The sequence below is a fragment of the Pseudomonas sp. Q1-7 genome, assembly GCF_028010285.1.
In the GTDB taxonomy this organism is placed as follows: Bacteria; Pseudomonadota; Gammaproteobacteria; order Pseudomonadales; family Pseudomonadaceae; genus Metapseudomonas.
Map to the genome: position 1 here is coordinate 1,497,723 of NZ_CP116304.1, position 26,099 is coordinate 1,523,821.

21 protein-coding genes are annotated in these 26,099 nt (G+C 64.1%); 12 read left to right on the forward strand and 9 right to left on the reverse strand.

Features of this window, described 5'->3' with window-relative positions; genetic code table 11:
- Positions 1-47 precede the first annotated feature (47 nt).
- Positions 48-1,076, reverse strand: coding sequence for an amino acid ABC transporter substrate-binding protein (locus PJW05_RS06965; RefSeq protein ID WP_271410990.1), 1,029 nt, complete (start codon positions 1,074-1,076; stop codon positions 48-50).
- 465 nt (positions 1,077-1,541) lie between these two features.
- Here PJW05_RS06965 and PJW05_RS06970 point away from each other — a divergent pair, with 465 nt between their 5' ends.
- The 5 genes from PJW05_RS06970 (at position 1,542) to rhlB (ending at position 8,172) form a co-directional block, all read left to right on the forward strand.
- The gene (locus tag PJW05_RS06970) at positions 1,542-2,201 is read left to right on the forward strand and encodes an alpha/beta hydrolase (protein ID WP_271410991.1); all 660 of its coding nucleotides are present in this window, start codon (positions 1,542-1,544) and stop codon (positions 2,199-2,201) included.
- A gap of 27 nt (positions 2,202-2,228) precedes the next feature.
- Positions 2,229-4,127, forward strand: a complete 1,899-nt coding sequence (locus tag PJW05_RS06975; RefSeq protein ID WP_271410992.1) for an acyl-CoA synthetase — start codon at positions 2,229-2,231, stop codon at positions 4,125-4,127.
- Positions 4,128-4,379: 252 nt separating this feature from the next.
- Positions 4,380-5,318, forward strand: a complete 939-nt coding sequence (locus tag PJW05_RS06980; RefSeq protein WP_271410993.1) for a GGDEF domain-containing protein — start codon at positions 4,380-4,382, stop codon at positions 5,316-5,318.
- A 122-nt stretch (positions 5,319-5,440) separates the two neighbouring features.
- Positions 5,441-6,598: a dipeptidase gene (locus tag PJW05_RS06985; RefSeq protein WP_271410994.1), complete on the forward strand. Its 1,158-nt coding sequence runs from the start codon at positions 5,441-5,443 to the stop codon at positions 6,596-6,598.
- Positions 6,599-6,696: 98 nt separating this feature from the next.
- Positions 6,697-8,172, forward strand: coding sequence for an ATP-dependent RNA helicase RhlB (rhlB, locus tag PJW05_RS06990; RefSeq protein WP_271410995.1), 1,476 nt, complete (start codon positions 6,697-6,699; stop codon positions 8,170-8,172).
- Positions 8,173-8,853: 681 nt separating this feature from the next.
- On the opposite strand, the gene PJW05_RS06995 is transcribed toward rhlB, so the two are convergent.
- The 3 genes from PJW05_RS06995 to PJW05_RS07005 all read right to left on the reverse strand — a co-directional run bounded on the left by PJW05_RS06995 (position 8,854) and on the right by PJW05_RS07005 (position 12,437).
- Positions 8,854-10,185: a DUF58 domain-containing protein gene (locus PJW05_RS06995; RefSeq protein WP_271410996.1), complete on the reverse strand. Its 1,332-nt coding sequence runs from the start codon at positions 10,183-10,185 to the stop codon at positions 8,854-8,856.
- The gene (locus tag PJW05_RS07000) at positions 10,182-11,201 is read right to left on the reverse strand and encodes an AAA family ATPase (protein WP_271410997.1); all 1,020 of its coding nucleotides are present in this window, start codon (positions 11,199-11,201) and stop codon (positions 10,182-10,184) included. The genes PJW05_RS06995 and PJW05_RS07000 overlap by 4 nt, the downstream gene beginning before the upstream one ends.
- A gap of 342 nt (positions 11,202-11,543) precedes the next feature.
- Positions 11,544-12,437, reverse strand: coding sequence for a LysR family transcriptional regulator (locus tag PJW05_RS07005; protein WP_271410998.1), 894 nt, complete (start codon positions 12,435-12,437; stop codon positions 11,544-11,546).
- A 138-nt stretch (positions 12,438-12,575) separates the two neighbouring features.
- On the opposite strand from PJW05_RS07005, the gene PJW05_RS07010 reads away from it, so the two are divergent.
- The 4 genes from PJW05_RS07010 to PJW05_RS07025 all read left to right on the forward strand — a co-directional run bounded on the left by PJW05_RS07010 (position 12,576) and on the right by PJW05_RS07025 (position 17,474).
- Positions 12,576-13,673 (forward strand): 4-oxalomesaconate tautomerase, encoded by a 1,098-nt coding sequence (locus tag PJW05_RS07010; protein WP_271410999.1) that lies wholly within the window; start codon positions 12,576-12,578, stop codon positions 13,671-13,673.
- A gap of 231 nt (positions 13,674-13,904) precedes the next feature.
- Positions 13,905-15,209: a CitMHS family transporter gene (locus PJW05_RS07015; protein ID WP_271411000.1), complete on the forward strand. Its 1,305-nt coding sequence runs from the start codon at positions 13,905-13,907 to the stop codon at positions 15,207-15,209.
- Positions 15,210-15,316: 107 nt separating this feature from the next.
- The gene (locus tag PJW05_RS07020; protein WP_271411001.1) at positions 15,317-16,588 is read left to right on the forward strand and encodes an OprD family porin; all 1,272 of its coding nucleotides are present in this window, start codon (positions 15,317-15,319) and stop codon (positions 16,586-16,588) included.
- 202 nt (positions 16,589-16,790) lie between these two features.
- Positions 16,791-17,474, forward strand: a complete 684-nt coding sequence (locus tag PJW05_RS07025; protein ID WP_271411002.1) for a TerC family protein — start codon at positions 16,791-16,793, stop codon at positions 17,472-17,474.
- Between the two features lie 258 nt (positions 17,475-17,732).
- Here the strand turns inward: PJW05_RS07025 and PJW05_RS07030 are convergent, their stop codons facing one another.
- From PJW05_RS07030 to PJW05_RS07045, 4 genes are read right to left on the reverse strand one after another with little or no spacing between them, the layout of a single operon-like run.
- Positions 17,733-18,953: a DUF4350 domain-containing protein gene (locus PJW05_RS07030; protein ID WP_271411003.1), complete on the reverse strand. Its 1,221-nt coding sequence runs from the start codon at positions 18,951-18,953 to the stop codon at positions 17,733-17,735.
- Positions 18,950-20,533 carry a DUF4129 domain-containing protein gene (locus tag PJW05_RS07035; RefSeq protein ID WP_271411004.1) on the reverse strand — a complete coding sequence of 528 codons (1,584 nt, stop codon included), beginning with the start codon at positions 20,531-20,533 and terminating at the stop codon, positions 18,950-18,952. The genes PJW05_RS07030 and PJW05_RS07035 overlap by 4 nt, the downstream gene beginning before the upstream one ends.
- Positions 20,520-21,500 (reverse strand): stage II sporulation protein M, encoded by a 981-nt coding sequence (locus tag PJW05_RS07040; protein WP_271411005.1) that lies wholly within the window; start codon positions 21,498-21,500, stop codon positions 20,520-20,522. Before PJW05_RS07040 ends, PJW05_RS07035 begins: the two co-directional genes overlap by 14 nt.
- Positions 21,497-22,231: an RDD family protein gene (locus PJW05_RS07045; protein WP_271411006.1), complete on the reverse strand. Its 735-nt coding sequence runs from the start codon at positions 22,229-22,231 to the stop codon at positions 21,497-21,499. The genes PJW05_RS07040 and PJW05_RS07045 overlap by 4 nt, the downstream gene beginning before the upstream one ends.
- Before the next feature lie 319 nt (positions 22,232-22,550).
- Here PJW05_RS07045 and sbcB point away from each other — a divergent pair, with 319 nt between their 5' ends.
- Entirely contained in the window at positions 22,551-23,981 is a 1,431-nt protein-coding gene (gene sbcB / locus PJW05_RS07050) for an exodeoxyribonuclease I (protein ID WP_271411007.1), read from the forward strand.
- Between the two features lie 82 nt (positions 23,982-24,063).
- Here the strand turns inward: sbcB and mvaT are convergent, their stop codons facing one another.
- Positions 24,064-24,444 carry a histone-like nucleoid-structuring protein MvaT gene (mvaT, locus tag PJW05_RS07055; protein ID WP_271411008.1) on the reverse strand — a complete coding sequence of 127 codons (381 nt, stop codon included), beginning with the start codon at positions 24,442-24,444 and terminating at the stop codon, positions 24,064-24,066.
- Positions 24,445-24,769: 325 nt separating this feature from the next.
- On the opposite strand from mvaT, the gene purU reads away from it, so the two are divergent.
- Both purU and PJW05_RS07065 read left to right on the forward strand, forming a co-directional pair.
- Complete coding sequence (purU, locus tag PJW05_RS07060) at positions 24,770-25,621, forward strand: formyltetrahydrofolate deformylase (protein ID WP_271411009.1); 852 nt, start codon at positions 24,770-24,772, stop codon at positions 25,619-25,621.
- A 48-nt stretch (positions 25,622-25,669) separates the two neighbouring features.
- The gene (locus PJW05_RS07065) at positions 25,670-26,095 is read left to right on the forward strand and encodes a CBS domain-containing protein (RefSeq protein WP_271411010.1); all 426 of its coding nucleotides are present in this window, start codon (positions 25,670-25,672) and stop codon (positions 26,093-26,095) included.
- Positions 26,096-26,099: the final 4 nt, after the last annotated feature.

Genomic DNA, 26,099 nt, shown 5'->3' on the forward strand with positions numbered 1-26,099 from the left:
TTGGAACGCAAACCCGTCGACGGCTTCCTGCCGCCGACGGGTGACGGTCAGCGCACCGGCGGTGCGTATTGCAGACCGCCCTTGTTCCACAGGGCGTTGAGACCACGTTCGATCTTCAGCTCGCTACCGGCACCGATGTTGCGGTCGAAGATTTCACCGTAGTTGCCGACTTGCTTGACGATTTGCACCGCCCAGTCCTTCGGCAGCTTCAGGTCCTTGCCGAACTCGCCTTCGGTGCCCAGCAGACGGGCAACGTCGGGGTTCTTGGTGGTCTTGGCCTGTTCTTCGACATTCTTCGAGTTCAGGCCCAGTTCCTCGGCGTTGACCATGGCGAACAGGGACCAGCGCACGATGTCGAACCACTCCTCGTCACCCTGGCGCACGGCCGGGCCGAGCGGCTCCTTGGAGATCACTTCCGGCAGCACCACGTACTCGTCCGGCGCAGCCAGCTTGATGCGCTGTGCATAAAGCTGGGACTGGTCGGAGGTCAGCACGTCGCAACGACCGGACTCGAGGGACTTGGCGCTCTCGTCGGAGGTGTCGTAGGTGATGGGGGTGTACTTCAGGCTGTTGGCGCGGAAGTAGTCGGACAGGTTCAGCTCGGTGGTGGTACCGGCCTGGATGCAGACGGTGGCACCGTCGAGTTCCTTGGCACTGGATACGCCGAGCTTCTTGTTCACCAGGAAGCCTTGACCGTCGTAGTAGGTCACGCCGGTGAAGTTCAGGCCCATGGCGGCGTCGCGGGAGCTGGTCCAGGTGCTGTTGCGCGAAAGGACGTCGACTTCGCCGGACTGCAGCGCGGTGAAACGTTCCTTGGCGGTCAGCGGGCTGTACTTCACTTTGCTGGCATCGCCGAATACCGCGGCGGCAACCGCGCGGCAGACGTCGACGTCGATGCCCTTGTAGTTGCCTTTGGCATCGGCGTAGGAGAAGCCCGGGAGGCCGTCACTGATGCCGCATTGCACGTAACCTTTCTTCTTCACCGCGTCCAGGGTGGCGCCCGCCTGCGCGAAACCGCTGACACCGAGAACGGTTGCCGCGGTCAGCACGGCCAGGGTGGATTTCACCATCTTCATCAAAACCTCCAGTTGCTTTTATTGGTGTTGGAGTCTCGGTCCCACCGCCGTACCCTCGTGAGGCAGGTTCAACCTTTCATGCACTGGAAAAGGTCAACCGGGGTGTCGGACCTAAGGAAGGAGTCTAGTTGGCGCTGCTCCGCTCGCCACCAGACCTTTCCTCGCCCATTGGTCAAATGGGCTGGAGACGGATTGCGACCACCCTGAATGCCACCAGGCGATCACTTGCAAGGCAGTGGCCGAAGCCGCTACCCAACCCGTTGCACGCCTGGTGTTACCGCAAACCGGGGCGTGTTTCGATCTGCTGCTGATTAGCAAAGGGCGTACCAGCCAGGTGCCAGTAGGCCTATTCCGATAGGTCAATAGGTAAAGTTTTAGCCTTGCGACATCTTCTTCAGTTATCAAACCGTCCTCACGGACGGCATTGCCTCATTTTTGTGCAGATGCACCACAACGGAGCCACACATGAGCGACACACTGATTCTCGAGCCCACACATCGCGCCGATGCCTGCGTTATCTGGCTCCACGGCCTGGGCGCGGACCGTTACGACTTCCTGCCGGTCGCCGAGGCCCTGCAAGAGGTCCTGGGCACCACCCGCTTTGTGCTGCCGCAGGCGCCGACCCGTGCGGTCACTATCAATGGCGGCTGGTCCATGCCGTCCTGGTACGACATCCTCGCCATGAGTCCGGAGCGCGCCATCGACGAGGCGCAACTGGAGGCGTCGGCGGCGCAGGTGGTGGCCCTGCTGCAGGCACAGGTCGATGGCGGCATCGAGCCCCGGCGCATTTTCCTCGCCGGTTTCTCCCAGGGCGGCGCCGTGGTGCTGCACACCGCCTTCCTGAGCTGGACGGACGAGCTGGGCGGGGTACTGGCGCTGTCCACCTACGCGCCGACCTTCACTGACGGGATGACGCTGCCGGATACAAAACGACAACTGCCGGTCCTTTGCTTGCATGGCACCTTTGATGACGTGGTGCTGCCCGCGATGGGCCGCGCTGCCCACGATCGCCTCGCTGCTGCCGGGGTTCCCGTGGCGTGGCGCGACTATCCGATGGCCCACGAGGTATTGCCACAGCAGATCCGCGACATCGGCGCCTGGCTGGTGGAGCGTCTGCATAGCTGACCCAACCCCACAGAACAAGAAGCGACCATGGCCCAGACATCCGCCCCGCCCATCGCCACCCTGCGCGATATCGAAGCAATCGAACGTCTTTCCCTGGAAGAACGCGGCATGCCGGACAGCACCTATGAGCTGATTCGGCGCAGCGCCGAACGCCATCCGCAGAAGCGCGCGATGACCTTCCTGCTCCAGGGCGACGCCAACGAAACGCCCTATGAGCTGAGCTACGGTCAATTGCTGGCGCGGGTCACCCAGGCCGCCAACGCCTTCCACCACTTGGGCGTGCGGCCGGGCAAGGCGGTGTCCTTCCTGCTGCCCAACCTGCCGCAGACCCACTTCACGATCTGGGGCGGCGAGGCGGCCGGCGTGGTCAACGCCATCAACCCGCTGCTGGAGCCCGAGCACATCGCCGAGCTGATCCAGGCGGCCGACTCCAGGGTGCTGGTGACCCTGGCGCCATTCCCCGGCACCGACCTCTGGGACAAGGTGGCCGGCCTGCGGGAGCGCCTGCCGGAGCTGGAGGCCATCGTCACGGTGGACCTCGCCAACCTGCTGCCCGAGCCGCAGCGCAGTGCCATCAAGGCGCAACGCGGCAACTGGTCCGATGGCGTGCTGGACTTCGACGAACTGCTCGACCGCTTCCCCGACGATCACCTGCAGAGCGGCCGGGTGATCGCGCCGGACGACGTCGCCTCCTACTTCCATACCGGTGGCACCACCGGTACGCCCAAACTGGCGCCCCACAGCCACCGCAACGAGGTGGCCATGGCGATGATCCTGGCCTACGCCATCAACCTGGGGGAGGGCGACAACACCCTCTGCGGCCTGCCGCTGTTCCACGTCAACGGCGTGATGGTGACCGGGCTCGCCCCGTTCTTCGCCGGCGCCGAGATTCTCGTCGCCACGCCCCAGGGCTACCGCAACCCGCATTTGATCCAGAACTTCTGGAAAGTCATCGAGCGCTACCGGGTGAGTTTCTTCAGTGGCGTGCCGACCATCTACGCGGGCCTGCTGCAGGTGCCCAGCGAAGGCCATGACCTGTCCAGCCTGCGTTACGCCCTGTGTGGCGCGGCCCCCATGCCGGTGGAGCTGATCCGCCAGTTCGAGGCCAAGACCGGCCTCAGGCTGATCGAGGGCTACGGCCTCACCGAAGCCACCTGCGGCACCTGCGGCAACCCTGCCCATGGCGAGCGCCGGCCCGGTTCCATCGGCATGCGCATGCCCTACTGCCAGGTGAAGATTGCGGTGCTCGACGAGCAGGGCCGCTATCTGCGCGATGCCGCCCCGGACGAGATCGGCAATCTCTGCGTGCGGGGCGTGACCGTGTTCAAGGGTTACCTGCAGGCGAACAAGAACAAGGACATCTGGATCGACGGCGACTGGTTCAACACGGGCGACCTGGGGCGCATGGACGCCGATGGCTACGTCTGGCTCACCGGCCGCAGCAAGGACCTGATCATCCGCGGCGGCCACAACATCGACCCGCAGATGATCGAGGAAGCCCTGCACCGGCATCCGGCCGTGGCCATGGCCGCCGCCGTCGGCAAGCCGGATGACAAGGTCGGCGAACTGCCGGTGGCCTATGTCCAGCTCAAACCCGGCGCCTGCGTCAGCGAGGCGGAGCTGTTGGAGCACGCGGCGCAGCATGTGCCCGAGCGCGCGGCGGTGCCCAAGGATGTCTGGATCATCGACGCCATCCCGGTCACCGCGGTGGGCAAGACCTTCAAGCCGGCGTTGCGTTTCGACGCCATCCGCCGCGCGCTGGAGGATGTTCTGGGCGCCATCGCGCCGGGAGTGAAGGTCGAGGTGGTCGGCGACGACCGCCATGGCCAGGTTGCCGAGATTCGCGCGCCGGGGTTGGATGCGGCGCTGCGGGCACGCCTGGAGGCGCGCATGGCGGGGTATGCGGTGAAGTACCGCCTGCCCTGACGCCAGGGGGGCGAGGGGCCGCTTGCGGGCGGCCCTGCGCTTCCCGGACAGGCACGGATGCGTGTGACGAAATTGTGGCCAACGTCAGGAATCGTCGCGTTCCCCACCGATATCCGGCCGTCTGTCGGCCCAACTTTGGCTGGGCATTGCCAGTCAAAAAGTGCGGGAATACTGTCGCAGCGGGTTAACACCTGAAACAGGGATCGTTAGCGGTGCCGTCCGCTTCGACTGCCATCCGAGGCCGTTGCAGCCATGAAGCATGTCCACTGGCAAGAAGACTTGGCTCTGCTGAGCCGACTGCGTCTGTTCCAGAACGTCACCGCGAACAACCTCGAACAGTTGCTCAAGGAATTCCGTGCCTGCGACCTGGAGGCCGGTGAAATCCTGTTGTCGCCGTTCAACCGCAACCAGTACCTGTATCTGGTCATGAGCGGGCGGCTGAAGGTCTACCTCGGCTCCCTGGACAACAGCCCGGTGAGTAGCATCGAGCCGGGCGAATGTGCTGGCGAGATCAGCTTCATCGACAATGACCATCCTTCGGCCTATGTGGTGGCCAGCGAGCCCACCACAACCCTGCGCCTGCATCGCCAGTCCCTGGTCAAGCTGTTCCAGCAGTCGCCGCAGCTGATGCAGAACCTGCTGGAAGTGCTCTGCGACCGCGTGCGCCAGGGCAACCGGATCATTCTCGACACCGAGCAGAACGCCAAGATCGACACCCTCACCGGGCTCTTCAACCGGCGCTGGCTGGAGCACATCTATCAGCGCGAGAGCACCCGTTGCACCTTTAACGACCAGCCGCTGTCGATGCTCATGCTCGATGTCGACCACTTCAAGGCCTACAACGACTGTCACGGCCACCTGGCCGGCGACTACGCGCTCTGCCTGGTATCCCACACCCTGCGCAACCAGCTGCGGCCCAAGGACAGCATGGCCCGCTATGGGGGCGAGGAGTTCGTCATCCTGCTGCCGGAAATGAACGGCGATGAGGCGCGGACCATCGGCGAACGGCTGCGCAGTAGCCTGGAGCAGATTCCCTCGTTCTATTCGCCGCTGGGGGTGCTGCCCGGCGTGACCGTCTCCATCGGCCTGGCCGAAATGCGCCAGCCGGACAGCCTGCAGGGCCTGATTTCGCGGGCCGACACGGCGCTCTACCAGGCCAAGCAGGAAGGGCGTAACCGCCTGAATGGGTAGGGCGCCTTAGTCCTTCTGGTGAACGAATCGCACCCCGAGGACGCCTCGGCCTGGATTTCGGCTTCCCTCGAACGTCTGTTTGCTAGAGTCCGTTCACTACACAGACAGCCGGGAAGCTGGACATGCGTAAACTTTCGATCGTTTTACTGCTGCTATTGGCCGTTGGCCTGGGGATTTTCTTCTACCTGCCAGGGTTCCTCGACCGCGAGATGAACACGGTGGCCGTGCCGCCGCCCTACCGCGCCTCGGACGACGCCGAGAATCTGCACAAGACCCTGTTCGTCGCCGACCTGCACGACGACGCCCTGCTGTGGAACCGCAACCTGCTGGAGCGCCATGACTTCGGCCACAGCGACCTGCCGCGTCTGCTGGAAGGCCATGTCGGCCTGCAGGTGTTCTCCACCGTCACCAAGACCCCACGCGGCCTCAACTACGAAAGCAATGGCGCCGACAGCGACGACATCACCCTGCTGGCGATGGCCCAGCGCTGGCCGCGCGCAACCTGGAGCAGCCTGCTGGAGCGCGCCCTGTACCAGGGCCGGAAACTCGAAGAGGCCGCCGCCGGCAGCCGGGGCAAGCTGACCCTGGTGCGCAGCCGCGACGACTTCGCCGGCTATCTCGCGGCCTGGGAGAAGGCCCCGAACCAAGTCGCCGCCATCCTCGCCACCGAGGGCCTGCACCCGCTGGAAGGCAAGCTGGAGAACGTCGACCGCATGTACGACGCGGGTTTCCGCATCATGGGCCTGACCCATTTCTTCGATAACGAAGTCGGCGGTTCCGCCCACGGCCTGGAGAAGGGCGGCCTGACCCCCTTCGGCCGCCGAGTGATCGCCCGCCTCGAAGAAAAGAAGATGCTGGTCGACCTGGCCCACGCGTCCCGTGCGCTGATCGACGACGTGCTGGCCATGGCCGAGCGCCCGGTGCTGGTATCCCACACCGGCGTCGAAGGCACCTGCCCGGGGCCCCGCAACCTGAGCGACGCGCACATCCAGCGCATCGCCGCCACCGGCGGGGTCATCGGCATCGGCTACTGGGACGGCGCGGTCTGCGATACCTCGGTGGCCGCCATCGTCAAGGCCATGCGCTATGTCGTCGACAAGGTGGGCGTGCGGCATGTCGCCCTGGGGTCGGACTTCGACGGTGCGGTGCATACGCCCTTCGATACCAGTGGCCTGGCACAGCTGACCCAGGGCCTGAAGGCGGCCGGGTTCAGCGAGGCGGACATCGCCGCCATCATGGGCGGCAATGTCCGCCGGCTGCTGCTGGAGAGTCTTCCTTAGTCCGCGTCAAGTCCTTGAATGCCCGCAGCACTTCGCCCTGCGGGCATCTTGCTTTACACTGGCGGCCGTTCATTCCTTAACCAATCGACGAGACCACCGTGCTCAAGGCACTCAAGAAGATATTCAGCAAGGGTGAAGAGCCGCAGGCCAGCCCCGCCCCCACCGCTCCAGCCCCCGCCCGTACCGAGAAGGAAGAGCGTCCGGCCAAACCGAAGAAAGCGCCTCGTGCAGCAGGCGAAAAGGCCGAAGGCTCCAGCGAACGTCCGCCCCGTGGCGAGAAAAAGCCGCGCGGCGACAAGCCCAAGTCCGACAAACCGCGTCGCGAGCGCCCGGCCAAGGCGGCCGCGCCTGTGGATACCTGGAAGCTCGAGGATTTCGTGGTGGAGCCCCAGGAGGGCAAGACCCGCTTCCATGACTTCAACCTCGATCCGCGGCTGATGCACGCGATCCACGACCTCGGCTTCCCCTACTGCACCCCGATCCAGGCCCAGGTCCTCGGCCACACCCTCAGGGGCAAGGACGCCATCGGCCGTGCCCAGACCGGCACCGGCAAGACCGCCGCCTTCCTCATCTCCACCATCACCCAGTTGCTGCAGACCCCGCCGCCGAAAGAACGCTACATGGGCGAACCCCGCGCACTGATCATCGCGCCGACCCGCGAGCTGGTGGTGCAGATCGCCAAGGACGCCCAGGCGCTGACCAAGTACAGCGGCCTCAGTGTCATGAGCTTCGTCGGCGGCATGGACTTCGACAAGCAGCTCAGGCAACTGGAGTCGCGCTTCTGCGACATCCTGGTGGCCACCCCCGGCCGCCTGCTGGACTTCAACCAGCGCGGCGAGGTGCACCTGGACATGGTCGAGGTGATGGTGCTGGACGAAGCCGACCGCATGCTCGACATGGGCTTCATTCCGCAGGTCCGCCAGATCATTCGCCAGACCCCGTACAAGGGCGAGCGTCAGACCCTGCTGTTCTCCGCCACCTTCACCGAAGACGTGATGAACCTGGCCAAGCAGTGGACCGTCGACCCCGCCATCGTCGAGATCGAGCCGGAGAACGTCGCCAGCGAGACCGTCGAACAGCACGTCTACGCCGTGGCCAGCAGCGACAAGTACAAGCTGCTGTACAACCTGGTGGCGCAGAACAACTGGGAGCGGGTGATGGTGTTCGCCAACCGCAAGGACGAGGTGCGCCGCATCGAGGAGCGCCTGACCAAGGACGGCATCAGCGCCGCCCAGATGTCCGGCGACGTGCCTCAGCACAAGCGTATCCGCACCCTGGAAGGCTTCCGTGAAGGCAAGATCCGTGTGCTGGTGGCCACCGACGTGGCCGGCCGTGGCATCCACATCGACGGCATCAGCCACGTGATCAACTTCACCCTGCCGGAAGACCCGGACGACTACGTCCATCGCATCGGCCGTACCGGCCGTGCCGGCGCCAGTGGCACCTCCATCAGCTTCGCTGGCGAGGACGACGCCTTCGCCCTGCCGCCGATCGAGGAGCTGCTGGGGCGCAAGATCAACTGCGAGATGCCCCCGACCGAACTGCTCAAACCGGTGCCGCGCAAGCACCACTGAGCCTCGGCGGAATGAATAAAGGCGAAGCCACGTGGCTTCGCCTTTTTCTTTGGGGGTGGGGAGACCTGCGGTCTCCTTGGCGATTGAAATGGCTATGTTCGCGTTAGCTGTTATGGTTTCAGACGGAGGGCCCTAGCGCGGTTCGTTCAGGCCTCTGCGCCAGCCTGACACAGCCCTCTCCCCCGCCCCTCTCCCGTAAGCGGGCGAGGGGTGACTCGCGCCGACAAGGTGCAAACAGTCCTGAAGCCACCAGCGGTCTGACACCGAGCAGAGAAAGGTGGGGCAGCGACCCCGCCCCGTCAGGAGGCCGAGCGGAATCCTTGCAGAGGGGGACGAGCGGCATGGATGCCGCGAGAGGCGTGCGGGGCCATGGATGGCCCCTCACGCCGTGCCCCCGGCGCAAGGATGCAGCGAGGGCACCCGACGCAGTCGGGCCGGATGCAGGGGCAAGCCATTTGGTTACTTTCGGCGACTGAGAAAGTGACTCGTCCGGGGGACGAAACCAGAAACCTCAGCGGAACTCGGTAATCAGCTAGGCGCCAGACCTGCTAGCAACACTTAACGCAGACATAGCCGTTGAAATCGCCCCTGCAGGAAAGGTACAGAGCCCGGATGAAACCCGGGAGCGGCGGTCAGGTTCCCCCCTGGATTTCATCCAGGATCTACTGACTGCAACCGCGGTTACAGGGCCCCGGCCTTTTTCCACGCCAGGTAGCGGCTTACCAACTGCGGGCCCAGTTCGCTGGGGCGTGCGTCCAGCACCGGCACGCCGTGGGCGGCGAGTCGCTCGTGGAGGCTGTTGCGGGCATTGAGGTAATCCACCGTGCCGCAGTAGGCCAGGGCGTCATCGAAGCCTTGCACCGGCGTGTGGCGCAGGTTGTCGAGCACTTCCTCGCGCAGGCTGACCACCAGCAGGCGGTGTTGGCGGCCGAGGCGTTTTACGGCACCGAACAGCTCGGTGTCGTCCTCGTCGCGCAGGTTGCTCACCAGCACCACCAGGGCGCGGCGGTGCTGGCGGGCCAGAAGGCCATCCGCGGCCGCGCTGTAGTCGGCTGGGCGCAGCGTGCTGTCCAGGTCGTAGACGCCGTTGAGCAGGACATTCAGCTGGGCCGGCCCCTTCACCGGTGCGACGAAGCGGTCACGCTCGGCGGCGAAGGTGGACAGGCCCACCGCATCGCCCTGGCGCAGGGCCACGTAGCTGAGCAGCAGGCTGGCGTTGAGGGCATGGTCGAAATGCGACAGATCGCCGTCCTGGCTGCGCATGCGGCGGCCACAGTCGAGCAGGAAGACAATCTGCTGGTCGCGCTCGTCCTGGTACTCGCGGGCAATGGGAGTGCGCTTGCGCGCGGTGGCCTTCCAGTCGATCTGGCGCAGGGTGTCGCCGTCGCGGAACTCGCGCAGTTGGTGGAACTCCAGGCCAAGACCGCGGCGCGGGCGCTGACGCACGCCGAGCTGGCTGAGCCAGTCGTCCACCGCCTTCAACTGGGCGCCATAAAGGCGGGCGAAATCCGGGTAGACGCGTGTCTCGCCGGGCAGTTCCAGCACCCGCTTGTGGCGCCACAGGCCCAGCGGACCGGGCAGCAGGACTTCGCAGGCGGGGAAGCGGAAGTGTCCGCGCTTGAGCGGGCGGACCCGATAGCCGAATTCGGTGTGCTCGCCGGGATGCAGGGCCACCTGGCGGGGCAGGGTCTCGAATTCCATGGCCGCCGGCACCTGGTCGAACACGCCGATCTCCAGGGTGCGACCGTAGTCATGGTGCAAGGTCAGCCTGACTTCGCTCCAGCGGCCCAGCGCCAGGTTCCCCGGCAGGGCGCGGGCCAGGCGTGGCGACGGCAGGCGGCGCAGCCAGAAGGCGTCGAGCGCGCCGAGCAGGGCCAGGGCGCAGAGCAGGCCCCACCAGAGCGGACCGAGCGCCGCCGGCAGGCCGATGCCCAAGGCCGGCAGGGCACCGAGCAGTAGGGCCAGGCCGAAGAGCGTGGCCACCAGCGCGAGCAGTGCGCGGGAGGGTTTCATAGACGGGGCGCCGGCACCTGGTCGAGAAGTTGCTGGAGCACCTGGTCCACCGACAGGCCTTCGATATCCAGTTCCGGCGACAGCCGCACACGGTGGCGCAGCACCGCCAGGGCACAGCCCTTGACGTCGTCCGGCAGCACGAACTCGCCGCCGCGCAGCAGCGCGCGGGCGCGCCCGCCACGCACCAGGGCGATGGAGGCACGCGGCCCGGCGCCCATGGCCAGGCCTGGCCAACTGCGGGTGGCCCGGGCCAGGCGAACGGCGTAGTCGAGCACCTGGTCGTCCACCGGCAGTTCGCTGGCGATCTTCTGCAGCGCCAGTACGTCACGGGCCTGGAACAGGGTGCGCAGGGGCGCCACGTCGAGCATATCGGCGCGTGCCGAGCGGGTGACCTGGCGCACCAGGTCGAGTTCTTCGGTGGCGGCCGGGTAGTCCATGCGCAGCTTGAGCATGAAGCGGTCGAGCTCGGCTTCCGGCAGCGGGTAGGTACCCTCCTGCTCGATGGGGTTCTGTGTCGCCAGCACCAGGAAGGGCTGAGGCACCGGCAGGGCGCGGCCCTCAAGGGTGACCTGGCGTTCCTGCATCACTTCCAGCAGGGCGGCCTGGGTCTTGGCCGGGGCACGGTTGATCTCGTCGGCCAGCAGCAGGTTGGTGAACACCGGACCCTTGCGCAGTTTGAACTGCTCGCTCTGCATGTCGTACACCGCGTGGCCGGTGACATCGCTGGGCATCAGGTCGGGGGTGAACTGGATGCGTGAGAACTCGCCGCCGAAGCAGCGGGCCAGGGCGCGCACCAGCAGGGTCTTGCCCAGGCCCGGCACGCCCTCCACCAGCACGTGGCCGCCGGCCAACAGCGCGGTGAGCACGTCGTCGATCACCGCCGCCTGGCCGACCACGGCCTTGCGCAGTTCCAGGCGCAGGGCCTGGGCCAACTGGCTGGCGCGTTGACGCTGGGGGGCGGCCGAGGGCGCGGCGGCGCTGGCGGCATCGGGTTGATCGGAACTCTGTTCACTCATCGGGTCCGGAACCTTGTTAACGGTTACATGTGATTTATCTGTCATAAATCAATCACTTACCTAGTCTGAATTGTCGGCTTCTTTGTGCGAAGCGGGTGAGTGAATGCCAACCTGCACAGTTGCAGTCCGGCCACGAGCGGCTGTCGCTTGAAGTGCTGGATAACGACTCAAAGAGCTGGGCGTGTGCGCCAGTGATTTTGAAGAGGCTAATGATCGACACCCTGGCTCCTTGGGGATGCGTCTAGTGTGACGCGCATTCTTCCCATACTTCCTGTGTACCTGGTTTAACACGTTCATCAATTGTTCAGGCTGAATTGTCCCTGATTTTGTCGCCTCTTGGGACTATTCACGCCATCGCTTGAGCAGCATCTCAATGAAGAGTTCTGCAGTGCTCGATAGGGGCTCGCCATCTCGGCGCACCAGTCCGATGGTGCGTTCGATATGAGGCGGAGGGAGTTCCCTGGAACAGAGATTCTCATGTTCGGCATCAGGCATGGCCATTCGCGGCAAAATCGCTACACCAAGGCCGCACTCGACCAAGCCTAGCGACGTGGACAGATGCTGTACTTCGTAAAAGCCGTTGAGGCGGATTCCGTGGCCGGAAAGCGCACTGTCCAGCAACATGCGGTTTCCACTGTCCCGACTCACAGTAATCAGGCGTACGTTCTGGAGATCTTGCCAGTTCACTTCAGGGAGCGCGGCCAAGGGATGGTCGCTCCGCATGGCGAGCACGAAAGGGTCACGGCGCAGCGGCGTGAAGCTGACGTCTGGATGTTGGGCGCTGATCATGTTGATGCCGAAATCAGCGTCTCCGCTCACTACACGCTCCAGACCTTCATTGGCGCTGACATCCAGTATCCGAATGCGTATGCCCGGGTAGGCCTCGTTGAACACCCGTATCACGCTGGGCAGGAAGTAGAACGCTGCAGTAGGGATGCAGGCGATGGTGACGGTGCCTTTCTGATGAGTCTTGAGTTCGCGTATGCCCTGGATTGAGGACTCATGGTCTTCCAGCATTCGGCGCGCTCGGGGCAGGTACTCCTTGCCTATTTCGGTCAACCAGGTACGCCGAGTCGTGCGCTCCAGAAGCTTGGCGCCGAGCGTTTCTTCCAGTTTCTGAAGACGGCGTGATAGGGCAGGTTGCGACAGGTGAAGTGCCTGGGCGGCCTCTTGGAAGGACTGTGATTCAGCCACCCGTACGAAGGCTGCTAGATCCAGGAACTCTATCCTATGCATAAAAAGGCCTCTCTTCTTCTGGGGTGCGCATTAATGCTTATATCCTATCAGTGGAGGATTATCTTTGCATTTGAAGCATTAAAAACCTGCTGACAAGCTGTAGCCATCGTTGGAACGGTCACGGGTTAGACCAAGATGATGAACAGCATTCCCTGCATGATCATGCGTGGCGGCACCTCAAGAGGTCCCTTCATTCACATGACTGACTTGCCAGAGTCAGAGGAAGCTCGAGTTCAGGTACTGCTCGACTTGATGGGCTCAGGGCATCCCCTCCAGGTGGATGGTATTGGCGGCGGCAACTCGCTAACCAGCAAGGTGGCTATTGTGGGGCGTTCCAAGCGCCCTGACGCGGATGTGGATTACCTGTTTGCCCAAGTAGACGTTACTGAGCGCCGGGTCGACTTCACCCCCAACTGCGGCAACATGCTCTCAGCGGTTGGCCCGTTCGCAATCGAAACCAGTCTCGTTGCTCCCACCTATGGGGAAACGCGCGTGCGGGTGTTCAACGTCAACACTCAGCGCATCATCGAATGCTTCGTGCCTACGCCGCGAGGACGAGTGGAATACGAGGGCGATACCAGTATCAGCGGCGTACCAGGTTCTGCTGCGGGTATTCGACTCAGCTTCCTGGATGTCGCTGGTGCCAAGACCGGAGCCCTGCTTCCTACGGGGCATGTCATCGAGCAGATTGAGGGCGTCGACGTCACTTGTCTGGACGCCGCGACGCCCACAGTCATGATTCGTGCGAGTGATCTGGGCGTTGATGGTCATGCTGATCCGGTCGCACTGGATGCCGATAGCGCACTGCTTGAGCGCTTGGAGCGCATTCGTTGCGAAGCGGGCCGCCGCATGGGCATGGGAGATGTCAGCCAGTCGGTGCTGCCAAAGCCAATACTGCTTTCGCCGGCAGTTGGCGAAAACGGAACGCTTTGTGCGCGCTACTTCGTGCCGCAGCGCTGCCACAAAGCGCTTGCCGTAACTGGCGCGATTGCTCTTGGCGCCGCGGTGAATGTGCCCGGCAGCGTGGCTCAGCGCCTCGTCCAGGAAACCCGTCGCGTAGACGCTGGCAAACCACTGGCGTCAATTCGTATCGAGCATCCCTCGGGTCATCTGGACCTGCAAGTCGAGTTGCGCGATGGCAACCCGATGGAGATCGCGCGAGTTTCACTGATCCGCACTGCCCGCAAGATCATGGACGGCCACCTGTACTACCGCATGCCGGAAGCAATCCATTGACCTGACCGCTGTCTCGCGTCTCGTTGCGCCCTGACAACAATGACAAGACGGGTAAAAAATGAAGATTTCCTCTTTACGCTGCCTGCATCACTTCAGCGCCGCTATCGGTCTTCCTCGTTCGTCGTGAGGATGGCCGGGGCGCTTGCACGCCCTGGCGATTAACGGCTTCATGTGTGGCGGTTCACGCGTCGCGCATGGAGCTGGAACCCATAATTACAAGAGTCCAACGCCATGCTTTCTCTACTCGGTTTGTCCATGGTGGTCGTGTTCACCTACCTGATCATGACTAAACGCCTTTCCCCGGTAGTGGCCTTGACCGTAGTGCCCATCGTTTTCGCACTGCTCGGCGGGTTCGCGCCGGAGCTTGGCAAGATGATGCTCGATGGCCTGAAGACGGTGGCCCCCTCGGCAGCACTGCTGCTCTTTGCCATCCTGTTCTTCGGCATCATGATCGACGCCGGGCTATTCGACCCGCTGATCCGCCGGATCCTGCAGACGGTCAACGGTAACCCGGTAAAGATCGCCATCGGCACAGCGGTGCTGTCGCTGCTGGTGGCGCTGGATGGTGACGGCACCACCACCTACATGATCACCGTCGCCGCCATGCTGCCGCTGTACAAGCGCATCGGCATGAACCCACTGATCCTCGCCTGTGTGTCCATGCTGTCGCTGAGCATCATGAGTGGCATGAGCCCTTGGGGCGGTCCGGCCACACGTGCCATCGCGGTCCTCGGGCTGGACGCCACCGAGTACTTTATTCCCATGCTGCCGACCATGGTGGGCGGCGCCCTCTGGGTCGTATTCACCGCGTACATTCTCGGCCGCAAGGAGCTGAAGCGGATCGGCAACACTCACCTGAAAACCGGCGGTGACGATTGCTACATCAAGGCCATCCTTTCCGATAACCCGAACAAGCGGCCGAAGCTGATCTGGCTCAACCTGCTGCTGGTGATCGCCGTGATGGTGGCGTTGGTGGCGGGGCTGATGAATGCAGCGGTGCTGTTCATGCTTGGTTTCGTGGTGGCGCTGATGATCAACTTCCCGCAGTTGGACCTGCAGAAGGAGCGGATCCTGGCCCACTCGGGCAATGCCATGACCGTGGTGCTGCTGGTATTTGCCGCCGGTGTATTCGCAGGGATCTTCTCTGGCACCAAGATGGTGGACTCACTTGCCAACTCACTCGTGGAAATGATCCCGACCTCGTGGGGCAGCTTTTTCCCCCTGGTGGTAGCCATCACCAGCATGCCGCTGACCTTCGTGCTATCCAACGACGCTTACTACTTCGGTATGGTGCCGATCCTCGCCCAGGCGGCGGCTGCTTACGGCATTGATCCGGTAGAGATCGCTCGCGCATCGATCCTCGGCCAACCGGTGCATCTGATGAGTCCGCTGGTGGCGTCCACCCTGCTGCTGGTAGGTATGGTCGACCGCGACATCGGTGACTTCCAGCGCTTCACCTACAAGTGGGCGATCTTGACCTCGCTGGTCATCACCATCCTGGCCCTGCTGACCGGCGCCATCACACTGCTCGCCTGAGTTTTCGCGCCCGGTGAAGTCGGGCAAGCCCCCTGATATCCGACCCCGTGGCGTGTTTCTGCGCGCCCGCTGGCCGCGTGCGTCCAGAACAAAAAGGTGAACACATCATGAAAACCAACGCCAAGCCCCTGCCTTCCACCCTGGCGTGCCTGGTCGCCTGCCTGGCACCTGCCGCAGGGGCCGCCGGCTTTATCGAAGACAGCAAGGCCAACCTGCAATTGCGCAACATTTACTTCAACGATGACTTCAAGGACGAGACGGGCATGACCGCCAAGTCCGCGGCCAACGCACAGTCGAAGAAGGAAGAATGGGCCCAGGGTTTCCTGTTGGATATGCAATCCGGGTTCACCCCAGGCCGCTTCGGTTTCGGCTTGGACGCGTTGGGACTGCTGGGTGTGAAGCTGGATTCCGGCGCCAGCCGCGCCGGTACCGGGCTTTTGCCCCGGCACGATGACGGTCGGGCGGCGGACGAATTTTCCAGCCTGGGCCTGACCGCCAAGGCACGCTTCGCCGGTACCACGCTCAAGCACGGCACTCATCAGCCCAAGCTGCCGGTGCTGGTGCGCAACGATGCGCGCTTGTTGCCACAGACTTTCGAAGGCACCCAGGTTATCAGCGCAGACATAGATGGCTTCAGCCTCACGGGTGGTTACTTCGATGAGTTCCGCATGCGCGACTCCGGTGACAATCATTCGATCACGGCCGATGGCTACGCAGGTGATGACGGTGAGGGCTTCTGGTTTGCCGGTGCCGACTACAAGCCCAGCCAGGCCCTGATCCTGAGTTACTACTATGGCGAGCTGGAGGAGTTCTACCAGCAGCACTTCATTGGCCTGGTCCACAGCCTGCCCCTGGGGCCAGGCAGCCTCACCACCGACCTGCGCTTCTTCCACAGCCAGGACACCGGAGAGGCGCGCAACGGTGAGCTGGACAACGACATGTACAGCGGCCTGCTGACCTACACCCTGAAGGGCCATGCCGTTAGCGCTGGCTATCAGCAACTGAACGGCGAAGGTGGTCTTCCATTTGTTGACGGTGCCACGGTGTACAGCTTCAGCAACGCTGGTGTCGGCAAGTTCATCGAGGAAGACGAACGCACCTGGATGCTCGGCTATGCCTACGACTTTGCGGCCGTTGGGGTGCCCGGACTGACAGCTGGCGTTCGCTACTTCAAAGGCCGAGACGGTACGACCGAATTACGCGGCAGCGAAGTGAGTGCCCACGAGTGGGAGCGGGACGTCGATCTCGCCTATGTGGTGCAGCAGGGAGCGCTCAAGGGGTTGGGGCTGAAACTGCGCAATATCAGCTATCGCTCCAGTTACAGCCGGGGCCGCGACAACAATCGCCTGTATTTCACCTACGACATCGCGCTCTGGTAGGTCCCGATGCGGGCTTACCAGCCCGAAGTGGCGCTTGGAAGAGCGGGCGCCGCGCCCGTGCGCTCACAAGGCGCGCGGGCCCTTATTCCTCAAACCACGTTTTCCGACCTGCCGTCTCGACTACCCGTCGTGCCGGTAGAGATTTCGGAGCCGGGGGGGCTGTGCCCCCGGCATTTTTTATCGATAGCGGAGATACGGATTCATGGAGTGGCTGATTGACCCTGTTTTCTGGATGGCGCTTATGCAGATTATCGCCATCGACATTTTGCTGGGGGGCGATAACGCAGTGGTCATCGCACTGGCCTGTCGACATCTTCCGGAAGGGCAACGTCGGCGTGCGATCTTCGGTGGAGTAGCAGGGGCAATCCTGTTGCGCATCACGTTGTTGTTTTTCGCCATGCAGCTTTTGGCCTTGCCGTACTTGAAACTGGCAGGTGCAGCGCTGTTGCTATGGATCGGCGTGAAATTGCTGCTGCCCGAAGACGAACAGGCTCACGAAGTAAGGGCAGGCGCGAGCTTCTTCGCTGCGATCAAAACGATCATCATCGCCGACGCCGTCATGAGTCTGGACAACGTATTGGCTGTGGCGGGAGCCGCCGGTGGGAATTTGCTCCTCGTCAGCCTGGGCGTGCTGATCAGCATCCCGATCATCGTCTGGGGCAGCCAAATTGTGCTCAAGCTTATGGATCGTTTCCCGCAGGTCGTGTTGCTGGGGGGCGGCTTGCTCGGCTGGATTGCTGGGGGCATGGCTGTAACCGACATCGCGGTGACGAGTTGGATTCCAAGCGAGGTCTGGTCGAAGCACCTGGCCGCGGTCTGCGGCGCCGCCCTGGTGATGGGCGTAGGTCTGTTGCTGCGTGCTCGAGCATCAACAGTGGTTGATTAGTCAATCGATTGATGTCCAGGGGGGCGATGTCAGTCAGGCACGGATGGGTCTTCGACCTGCCGCGGCGCCTGTTGTCCGACTACCCTCCTGCCTCACGACTCTTCTCTTCGCCGCGGTCCTGCATGCCGGCTGTATGACTACACGTGCTTTCGCCGAATCGGGGCGATGGGATAGCCCCTCAAGCTCCCTCTCGGGACCTGGGTTCGTCAGGGACGATCTCTTGATAGAACGAAGGTCTAGCCCTTGACCGGCCCCAGATCACAGGGCATTCCTGAGGGTTTGCAGGTGGGCGACCTGACGGGCGAAGTCGGCGGCGTTGAGCCGCTGTTTCGGCAGCGGCCGCATGGCCTGGCTGATGGCGCTGGGCGGCAGGCGGGTCAGGCGGCCCAGCGCCTGCCATTGCTCGGCCACGGGGAGCCGTTCGAAACCGGGATGGCGATGTCGCGCGCGGCGCTGGATGTCCCGCTGCAGGCCCTGCAGCAGGCTGGCCTGGCCACTGCGGCGGAGCAGGAAGTCGGCGCTGCCGCGCAAGTGTTCTTCCAGTTGCCGGCGTGCCCGGCTGGCCGGCGCTAGCAGCGGGCCCTGGCGTTGGCCGACGTGCCAGAGCGCGAGGGCGATGAACAGGACCAGGGCCACCAGCGCCTCGGGGAAGTTTCGCCCGAGCAGGGTGGCCAGGTTGTCGCGCTCGGCGCGGTAGAGCAGGGTGACGGCGCTGTCCTGGGTCAGGTACCAGAGCAGCCAGGCGTTGTCGTATTCGTCGATGTCGCGGTTCTGCCAGACCCAGCCGTCGGTGAGCACCGTGACCAGCCCGCTGCCGTGGTTCAGCTGCAGCATGTGGGTGGCCTTGGCACTGTTGGCCCAGGCATGGGCACGGTTCTGGCTGTCGTAGAGGTGGAAGTCCGGGTCGAAGCTGGCGTAGGCCGGCGCCTGCTCATTCTCCAGGTAGAGCTTGGTCAGCTCGGGGTAGGGGTCTCTCTCGGCCGGGGCGTCGGGCGTCTGCCCGGAGGTTTGCGTGGTGTCTTCCTGTTCCTCGGAGGCGGTGTTTTCGTCGTCGTCCAGGTCCTTGGCTTCGTATTGCTGGATGCCCAGGCGGTCGGCCAGCAGGTCGCCGCTCTTGCCGTCTTCCTCGTCGTAGAGGCGCTCGGCGATGAACAACAGGTGGCCGCCTTTGCTCGCCCAGTCGAGCAGGCGGTCGGCCTGGCGGGGTGTCATGCGTTCCCGGCTGCCGAGCAGCAGCAGGCTGTGGCCGGCGCTGGGCAGTTGGTCGAGCACCTCCAGGCCATCGGCGCGGGTCACCTGCAGGTCCTGCTTGCGCAGGAACTGTTCGGCGGCCAGGTAGGGATTGCCCAGTACCTCGGGGGCCGGACCATGCTCGATGGTGTCCTGGTAGGGCTGCAGGTTCGCGATCACGTACAGGGCCAGCAGGCCCAGCAGCAGGGCCAGGCCGGCGCCGATGAGGACGCGAGGACGCAGGTTCATGTCGCGGCTCCATGGGCGAACAGGCGCCGCCAGCCATCGCAGAGGCCCTGGCGCAGTTCATCGGCGGGCAGGCGATGGCCGTAGGCGAGGTTCTGCCAGTGGCCGGTCAGCGTGCGGCTGAAGCCTTCCAGTTCGCCGTTGTCCAGGTTGCGCACCAGTTGCAGCACTTCGCCTTCGGTGTGGGATTGCCGGAGGGGCAGGCGGAACTCGTGCAGCAGGCGGCTGAGCAGGGCGCGATAGAGCAGGCCGAGGGCTTCGCGGGGTTGGCTGGCCCAGAGGCGTTCGGCTTCCCCGGCGACATCGTCAGGCAGGCTTTCCGGGGCCAGCTCCAGGCCGAACAGCACCGCCGGCGTTTCCCGCGGATGGCGCTGCGGCAGCCCGAGCCGACCGGCGAAGGCGCTGATCCAGTCGCGGTAGCGCCAGACCAGCAGCGCCAGAAGGCTGAGCAGCAGACCCCAGAGCAGTACCTTGATGACCAGGGCGACGCTGTCCAGGCTCTTGGCATACTCGGCGAGCTGGAACAGCTTGCGGATGAACTCGGCCCAGCCCTCCATGTCTTCGGGCTTCACCTCCTGGTCGGGACTGTCATCGCCCAGGCGCCAGCGGGTGACGGTTTCGCGATTCTGGAAGGGGGGAGCGTCGAGCAGGGCGGCAATGTCTTCTTTTGCCGCCTCGCCGGTCAGGGCCTGGCGGGTGAGGCGTTCGGCATCGGGGCCATCGAGAAAGGCCTGGGGGGCGAGACAGAGCGGCGGCGCATCGGCCGCCATGGCCGGTTGCGTCCACTGGCCGGCCAGCAGCGCCAGACCCAGCAGTACGGCATAGGCGCTGCCGGTGAGGCGCTGGCGCAGGCGGCGGAATTGCAGTTCGATGTCCCAGCCCTCCAGGGCGGTGCGGCGATTGAGGTAGAGGGTGAAGCCACAGGCCACGTACACCGGACCCCAGACCATCAGCACCAGGGCATAGAGGCTGTTGGACAGGTGCTCCAGCCAGAGCCATTCGCCGGAGGCGATTTCCAGCAGTTTCTGCCAGTCCCAGTCGATCGCCACCTGCTTGGGCAACATCAGGTAGAGCAGCGTGACCAGGCCGAACCAGAGGGCTGACTCCAGGTGCACGCCGATCACCGTCAGCCAGGTGGCGCCGCCGGCATCGCGCTGACCCAACACCACCAGGCGCTGGCTGCGGGCCTGTCCCGAGAGTCCTTCGAGCTGCAGCACCGGCAGGTCGAAACTGCGGGTGGTGCTGAGGCGGCGCCAGGTGAGGCTGGCGAGCAATTGCGGCTTGAGCAGGCGCGGATAGGCGCGCAGCGCCTCCCGGAGGGTCGGGGTGTCACCGAACAGCGCACGGGACAGGATGTACAGCGGCAGCCGTTCGTAAGCCGGCTTGAGCAGCCAGAAGAGGAACACTGCCAGGCCCGGGTAGTTCCAGCAGACCAGGGTGAGCAGGGCGTACACCGGCAGGGTGACCAGCGCCCAGCTGGTCATCAGCAGGCCGGCGTGGCGGCGCGCCAGTAGCACGCCGAGGTCCATGGCCTCCCAGGCGCTGCGCGGGCGAATGGCGACGCTGGCATCAGTCAGGCGCATGGGCCCTCCTGCCGACCAGTCCGAAGTAGAGGCCCACCAGCAGCCAGAGGCCGGCGCCCACCAGGTACTTCACCTGGGGTTCGATGATCCGCAGGGAAGACCAGTAGGCCTCGACGAAGGCGGCGATCACCAGCAGCAGGATCACCCCCGCCACCAGTTGCACGCTACGCCCGGCGGCCAGGCGCAGGGCTTCGCCACGGGGCAGGCGGCCCGGTGCGAGCAGGGCCCAGCCTAGTTGCAGGCCGGCGGCGCCGGCGAAGGCGATGGCGGTGAGCTCGAAGGCGCCGTGGCCGACGACGAAGGACCAGAAGGTTTCGCCGAAGCCGATCTGCGTCAGGTGGCCGGCCACCGCGCCTATGTGCAGGCCGTTGAACAGCAGGAAGAACAGGCTGCCGACACCGAACAGCAACCCGCCGGCATAGGTCTGAAAGGCGATGCCGATGTTGTTCATGATGTAGTGGCCGAACATCATCCAGTCGTCGCCCGCGTCCCGTTCGCTCATGGGGCCGATGCGCCGGGCGTCCGGGTCGTACATGGACTCCATCGATGACACCTGCTCCGGGTCCAGCACGCTGTAGACCAGGTCGGGCCAGTTGTGCACCAGCAGTCCCATGAGCAGCAGGCTGCCGTAGAACAGCAGGCTGGCGGCGGCGATGCTGCGCCACTGGCTGCGCACCAGGCGGGGAAAACCACCGAGGATGAAGCCGAGCAGGCGTGCGCCGAGATGGCTGCGATGGCGATAGAACTGCTGGTGGCCGCGCATGGCCAGTTGTTGCAGGTGTTCTACGAGGTGGCTGCTGTAGCCGCGCTCCTGGGCCAGCGCCAGTTGCTGGCAGACCTGCCGGTAGTCGGCGGAGAAGGTTTCGCAGGCGCGGGCATCGGCCTTGCCGCGCTCGAGGCGGTCGAGTAGATCGGCGAAGGTTTTCCAGCCGGCCTGATGCTGGCGTTCGAAGAGGTTCTGCTTCATGGCGGATTCGTCCCCAGCAGGCCGCGGGCGATGCCGTTGATGCGCGCCTCTGCCTGTTCCGGCGGTACGTCCAGCGGCTCGGCGAGGATGCCAGCGAGCTCGGCGCGACGGGCCGGGGACAGGCTGGCCTGGCGCTCGGCGAATCCCAGCAGGGCGCGTTGGTCGGGCAGGCTCAGGGAAAAGGGCGCGCGCTCCGGCTCGGCATCCGGCAGTTCCGGGCGCTGGGCCCTGTCGTCGCGGTAGACCACCAGGCTGCCGGCGGCGATGTCGCCCAGGCGTTTGAAGGTGGGGTGCAGCAGGCAGCTGAGGGCGCCTAGGCTGTAGGCGAAGGGCAGCATGTCGACGAAGCGCAGCAGGTTGCGCACCAGGGAGGCAGACCAGCCAATGGGCGTGCCATCGTCATGCACCACCCGCAGGCCCATTACCTGCTTGCCCGGCGAGCGGCCCTGGTTGAGCACTTCGAACAGCACCATGTACCACCAGTTGAGCAGGAACATCAGGATCAGGCCGAGGCCCAGGCCGAGTTGTCCGAGCAGGGCCAGGGCAATGAACAGCACGAGCATGATCGCGCCGCGGATCGCCAGGTCAATGGCATAGGCCAGGGCGCGCGGCAGCAGGCCGGCAGGCCGCAGCACCAGGTCGATGCCTTCGGGGGTCTCCACCTGGTAGCGGGTGTCCAGTGGTCGGGTGAGAGACTCGACGACGTGGGAACTGGCTTGGGATGCGGGCATCGGCAGGGCGTCAAGGGGAAACCCAGATGCTAGCGAGCGACCGGTATCCAGGCAACCTGCCGGGAACGACTCAGCCCCCATGCTGTGAAGGGATCGGAGTATTCGATGGCGCAGATGATGCGCAGAGGTGCGCGCGGGGAGCGGCGGGCGCGGGCATGGGGCAGTCCTTGTCGGGGGCAATCGTCCAGTGGCGACGATTCTAGGCGTGCCGGAAAGAGCCCAGCAAGCATGCGCAATGCGAAGTTTCCCAGGGCGCCCGGCGCCGTGCCGGTCCTGCGCCCGGTGTTAGACTGCCGGGCTCACGAACAAGGGGGCCGCCGTGACATCCAGCATCTTCTGGCACGACTACGAAACCACCGGCATCAACCCGCGCTGCGACCGGCCGCTGCAGGTCGCCGGTATCCGCACCGACGAGTCGCTCAATGAGATCGGTGAGCCGATCAACCTCTATTGCCGGCCCAGCGACGACATCCTGCCGCACCCCGCCGCCTGCCTAGTGACCGGCATCCTGCCTTCCACCCTGGCACAGAAGGGACTGGGCGAGGCCGAATTCATGCATCGGGTCCATGCCGAACTGGCGCTGCCGGGCACCTGCGGCGCCGGCTACAACAGCCTGCGCTTCGACGACGAGGTGACCCGCTACAGCCTCTATCGCAACTTCTACGATCCCTATGCCCGCGAATGGCAGGGCGGCAATAGTCGCTGGGACCTGATCGATCTGGTGCGCACGGCCTATGCACTGCGCCCGGAGGGAATCGAATGGCCACTGCAGGAAGGGCGTGTCAGCCTGCGCCTGGAATTGCTCACCGCCGCCAATGGCATCGAACACGGCCAGGCCCACGATGCCTTGTCCGACGTCCGCGCGACCATCGCCCTGGCACGCCTGCTGCGCGAGCGCCAGCCGAAGCTGTACGACTACCTCTATCAACTGCGCAGCAAACACAAGGTGCAGGAGCAGATTCGCCTGCTGCAACCGCTGGTGCATATCTCGGGTCGCTTCTCCGGCGAACGTCACTACCTGGCGGTGGTACTGCCCCTGGCGTGGCATCCGCGCAATCGGAATGCGCTGATCGTGCTCGACCTGCAGTCGGACCCGTCGCCATTGCTTGAACTGGACGGGGACAGGCTGCGCGGGCGTCTCTATACCCGCCGTGAGGAACTGGCCGCGGACGAACTGCCGGTGCCGCTGAAGCTGCTGCATATCAATCGCTGCCCGGTGGTGGCGCCGCTGGGCGTCCTGCGTGAGGCCGACCGCCAGCGCCTGGGCGTCGACCTGGAACTCTGCCAGCAGCGTGCCGCATTACTCGCCGAGCAGGCCCCGGCCTGGCAGGCCAAGTTGCCAGCGATCTATGCCGAGGAAGCGTTTTCTTCTCTGGATGATCCGGAACAGCAGTTGTATGAGGGTTTTCTCGGTGATCGCGATCGTCGTCTCTGCGAGCAAGTGCGTCGCGCGGACCCACAGCGACTATCCCGGGAAAACTGGCCGTTCGACGACCCGCGTCTCCCGGAGTTGCTGTTCCGTTACCGTGCGAGAAACTTCCCTGAAACTTTGTCGGACTCCGACCGGTCACGCTGGGAAGAATTCTGCAGAAATCGGCTGAAGAGCCCGGAATTCGGGGCGCCTAATACGCTCGAGAGTTTTCTCGCAGCACTGGGTGAGTTCGAGGCGACAGCCAATCCGGCACAACAGGCGGTGTTGCTGGAGTGGCGTCGATATGCGACGGAACTGGGGCATCGCTATCAGCTTTGATAACCCACCCCGTGAACTTTTCGGGGGCGGCGGAGCCAATAAAAAACGCCAGCGGTTGCTGGCGTTTTTTATTACCGGAGGCTTAGCCCAGGATGGTGGACCAGCCTTCAACGGCTTCGGCGCCCCACTTGGCTTTCCACTCTTTCAGGGTTTTGTGGTTGCCACCTTTGGTTTCGATGACTTCACCCGTGTGCGGGTTCTTGTACTGCTTGACCTTGCGGGCGCGCTTGGTGCCGGTTGCGGCGGCCTTGGCGGCGCGCGGGGCCTTGCTGGAGCGGGCATCCGGGTCGAGCAGGGCAATGATGTCGCGCAGCGACTTCTGGTATTCACCCATCAGGGTGCGCAGTTTGCCTTCGAACTCCAGTTCTTTTTTCAGCTTGTCGTCCTGGGACAGGTTCTTCAGGCGCTCTTGGAGCTCCTTGATGGCTTCTTCCGTTGCCCGGTATTCGTTGATCAGCGACATGTCGGCGTCCCTTGTTGGAATCGTACGTTGACTTGCGATTGCGAAGTGTCAGCAATAATAGACAGCGATTATCTGCAAGTAAATAAGCAGGAAAACTTTTGTGCGCATTGTTGGCGACTTCTTCATTCATACTAGTCCCGCCGCCCTGCTCATGCGTAATTGCGCGCTAGATACTCACTATATCGCTGGCTGCCGGCCCCTTTAGTTGCGCCGGTGTGTTGTTCCCCGATCCGCCGACATTTCCCTGCAAGCCACGGGGTTACTGAAGTTTTTGCGCATACTGGCTAGAATGGCCGCCTTTGCGAAGTCTCTGGAGTGTTCCCTCATGCGCACATTTCGTCTGGTGATTGCCTGTCCGGACGGCGTCGGCATCGTAGCCAAGGTCAGTAACTTCCTGGCCACCTACAACGGCTGGATTACCGAGGCCAGCCATCACTCGGATCATCAGAGTGGCTGGTTCTTCATGCGCCATGAAATCCGGGCCGACTCCCTGCCTTTCGATCTGGATGGTTTCCGCCAGGCCTTCGCGCCCATCGCCCGCGAGTTTTCCATGGACTGGCGCGTGACCGATTCCGGCGTGAAGAAGCGCGTGGTGCTGATGGCCAGCCGCGAGTCCCACTGCCTGGCCGACCTGCTGCACCGTTGGCACAGCGGCGAGCTGGATTGCGAGATCCCCTGCGTGATCGCCAACCACGATGACCTGCGCAGCATGGTGGAGTGGCACGGCATTCCTTACTTCCACGTACCGGTGGACCCGGCGAACAAGCAGCCGGCTTTCGACGAGGTCTCCCGTCTGGTGGAAGCGCACAACGCCGATACCGTGGTGCTCGCCCGCTACATGCAGATCCTCCCGCCGGCGCTGTGCCAGCGCTACGCCCACCAGGTGATCAACATCCACCACAGCTTCCTGCCGTCCTTCGTCGGCGCCAAGCCGTATCACCAGGCCTCCCTGCGCGGCGTGAAGCTGATCGGCGCCACCTGCCACTACGTCACCGAAGAGCTGGATGCCGGCCCGATCATCGAGCAGGACGTGGTGCGCGTGACCCACGGCGACAGCATCGAAGACATGGTTCGTCTCGGTAAGGACGTGGAGAAGATGGTTCTTTCCCGTGGGCTACGCTATCACCTTGAAGATCGGGTGCTGGTGCACGACAACAAGACCGTCGTGTTCGACTGATCCCGCCGGCGGGTGTCCGCGCCGGTCCCTCGGCAAAGGAGCCCGCCCATGCTCAAGTCCATCAAAGTCCGCGACTACATGACTCACCACCAGGTGACGTTCCGCTCCGACACCGACCTTTTCCTGGCTATCGGGCGACTCCTTGAGCACCGCATCAACGGCGCACCGGTCGTGGATTCCCAGGGCCACCTGATCGGCATGCTCTCGGAGGCCGATTGCCTGCGCGGCATCCTTTCCGGCGCCTACTACGAGGAGATCGGTGGCAGCGTCGCCAACTACATGAGCACCCCGCTGGAGTCCGTCAACCCGGATGTCGACATCATCGACGTCTGCCAGCGCTTCCTGCGGGAGAACCTCGAGCAGTTGCCGGTGGTGGAGAGCGGCGCACTGGTGGGGGTGATCAGTCGTCGCGATGTCTTGCGCGCGGTGAAGGCCTTTGCCCAGCATGAGCGCGACCAGCCACCGGAAGTCTGAGGAG

Bases quoted from the DNA above. Each gene is read 5' to 3' on its own strand.
- PJW05_RS06965 (WP_271410990.1), bottom strand. From the start codon at position 1,076: ATGAAGATGGTGAAATCCACCCTGGCCGTGCTGACCGCGGCAACCGTT.
- PJW05_RS06970 (WP_271410991.1), top strand. From the start codon at position 1,542: ATGAGCGACACACTGATTCTCGAGCCCACACATCGCGCCGATGCCTGC.
- PJW05_RS06975 (WP_271410992.1), top strand. From the start codon at position 2,229: ATGGCCCAGACATCCGCCCCGCCCATCGCCACCCTGCGCGATATCGAA.
- PJW05_RS06980 (WP_271410993.1), top strand. From the start codon at position 4,380: ATGAAGCATGTCCACTGGCAAGAAGACTTGGCTCTGCTGAGCCGACTG.
- PJW05_RS06985 (WP_271410994.1), top strand. From the start codon at position 5,441: ATGCGTAAACTTTCGATCGTTTTACTGCTGCTATTGGCCGTTGGCCTG.
- PJW05_RS06995 (WP_271410996.1), bottom strand. From the start codon at position 10,185: ATGAAACCCTCCCGCGCACTGCTCGCGCTGGTGGCCACGCTCTTCGGC.
- PJW05_RS07000 (WP_271410997.1), bottom strand. From the start codon at position 11,201: ATGAGTGAACAGAGTTCCGATCAACCCGATGCCGCCAGCGCCGCCGCG.
- PJW05_RS07005 (WP_271410998.1), bottom strand. From the start codon at position 12,437: ATGCATAGGATAGAGTTCCTGGATCTAGCAGCCTTCGTACGGGTGGCT.
- PJW05_RS07010 (WP_271410999.1), top strand. From the start codon at position 12,576: ATGAACAGCATTCCCTGCATGATCATGCGTGGCGGCACCTCAAGAGGT.
- PJW05_RS07015 (WP_271411000.1), top strand. From the start codon at position 13,905: ATGCTTTCTCTACTCGGTTTGTCCATGGTGGTCGTGTTCACCTACCTG.
- PJW05_RS07020 (WP_271411001.1), top strand. From the start codon at position 15,317: ATGAAAACCAACGCCAAGCCCCTGCCTTCCACCCTGGCGTGCCTGGTC.
- PJW05_RS07025 (WP_271411002.1), top strand. From the start codon at position 16,791: ATGGAGTGGCTGATTGACCCTGTTTTCTGGATGGCGCTTATGCAGATT.
- PJW05_RS07030 (WP_271411003.1), bottom strand. From the start codon at position 18,953: ATGAACCTGCGTCCTCGCGTCCTCATCGGCGCCGGCCTGGCCCTGCTG.
- PJW05_RS07035 (WP_271411004.1), bottom strand. From the start codon at position 20,533: ATGCGCCTGACTGATGCCAGCGTCGCCATTCGCCCGCGCAGCGCCTGG.
- PJW05_RS07040 (WP_271411005.1), bottom strand. From the start codon at position 21,500: ATGAAGCAGAACCTCTTCGAACGCCAGCATCAGGCCGGCTGGAAAACC.
- PJW05_RS07045 (WP_271411006.1), bottom strand. From the start codon at position 22,231: ATGCCCGCATCCCAAGCCAGTTCCCACGTCGTCGAGTCTCTCACCCGA.
- mvaT (WP_271411008.1), bottom strand. From the start codon at position 24,444: ATGTCGCTGATCAACGAATACCGGGCAACGGAAGAAGCCATCAAGGAG.
- purU (WP_271411009.1), top strand. From the start codon at position 24,770: ATGCGCACATTTCGTCTGGTGATTGCCTGTCCGGACGGCGTCGGCATC.
- PJW05_RS07065 (WP_271411010.1), top strand. From the start codon at position 25,670: ATGCTCAAGTCCATCAAAGTCCGCGACTACATGACTCACCACCAGGTG.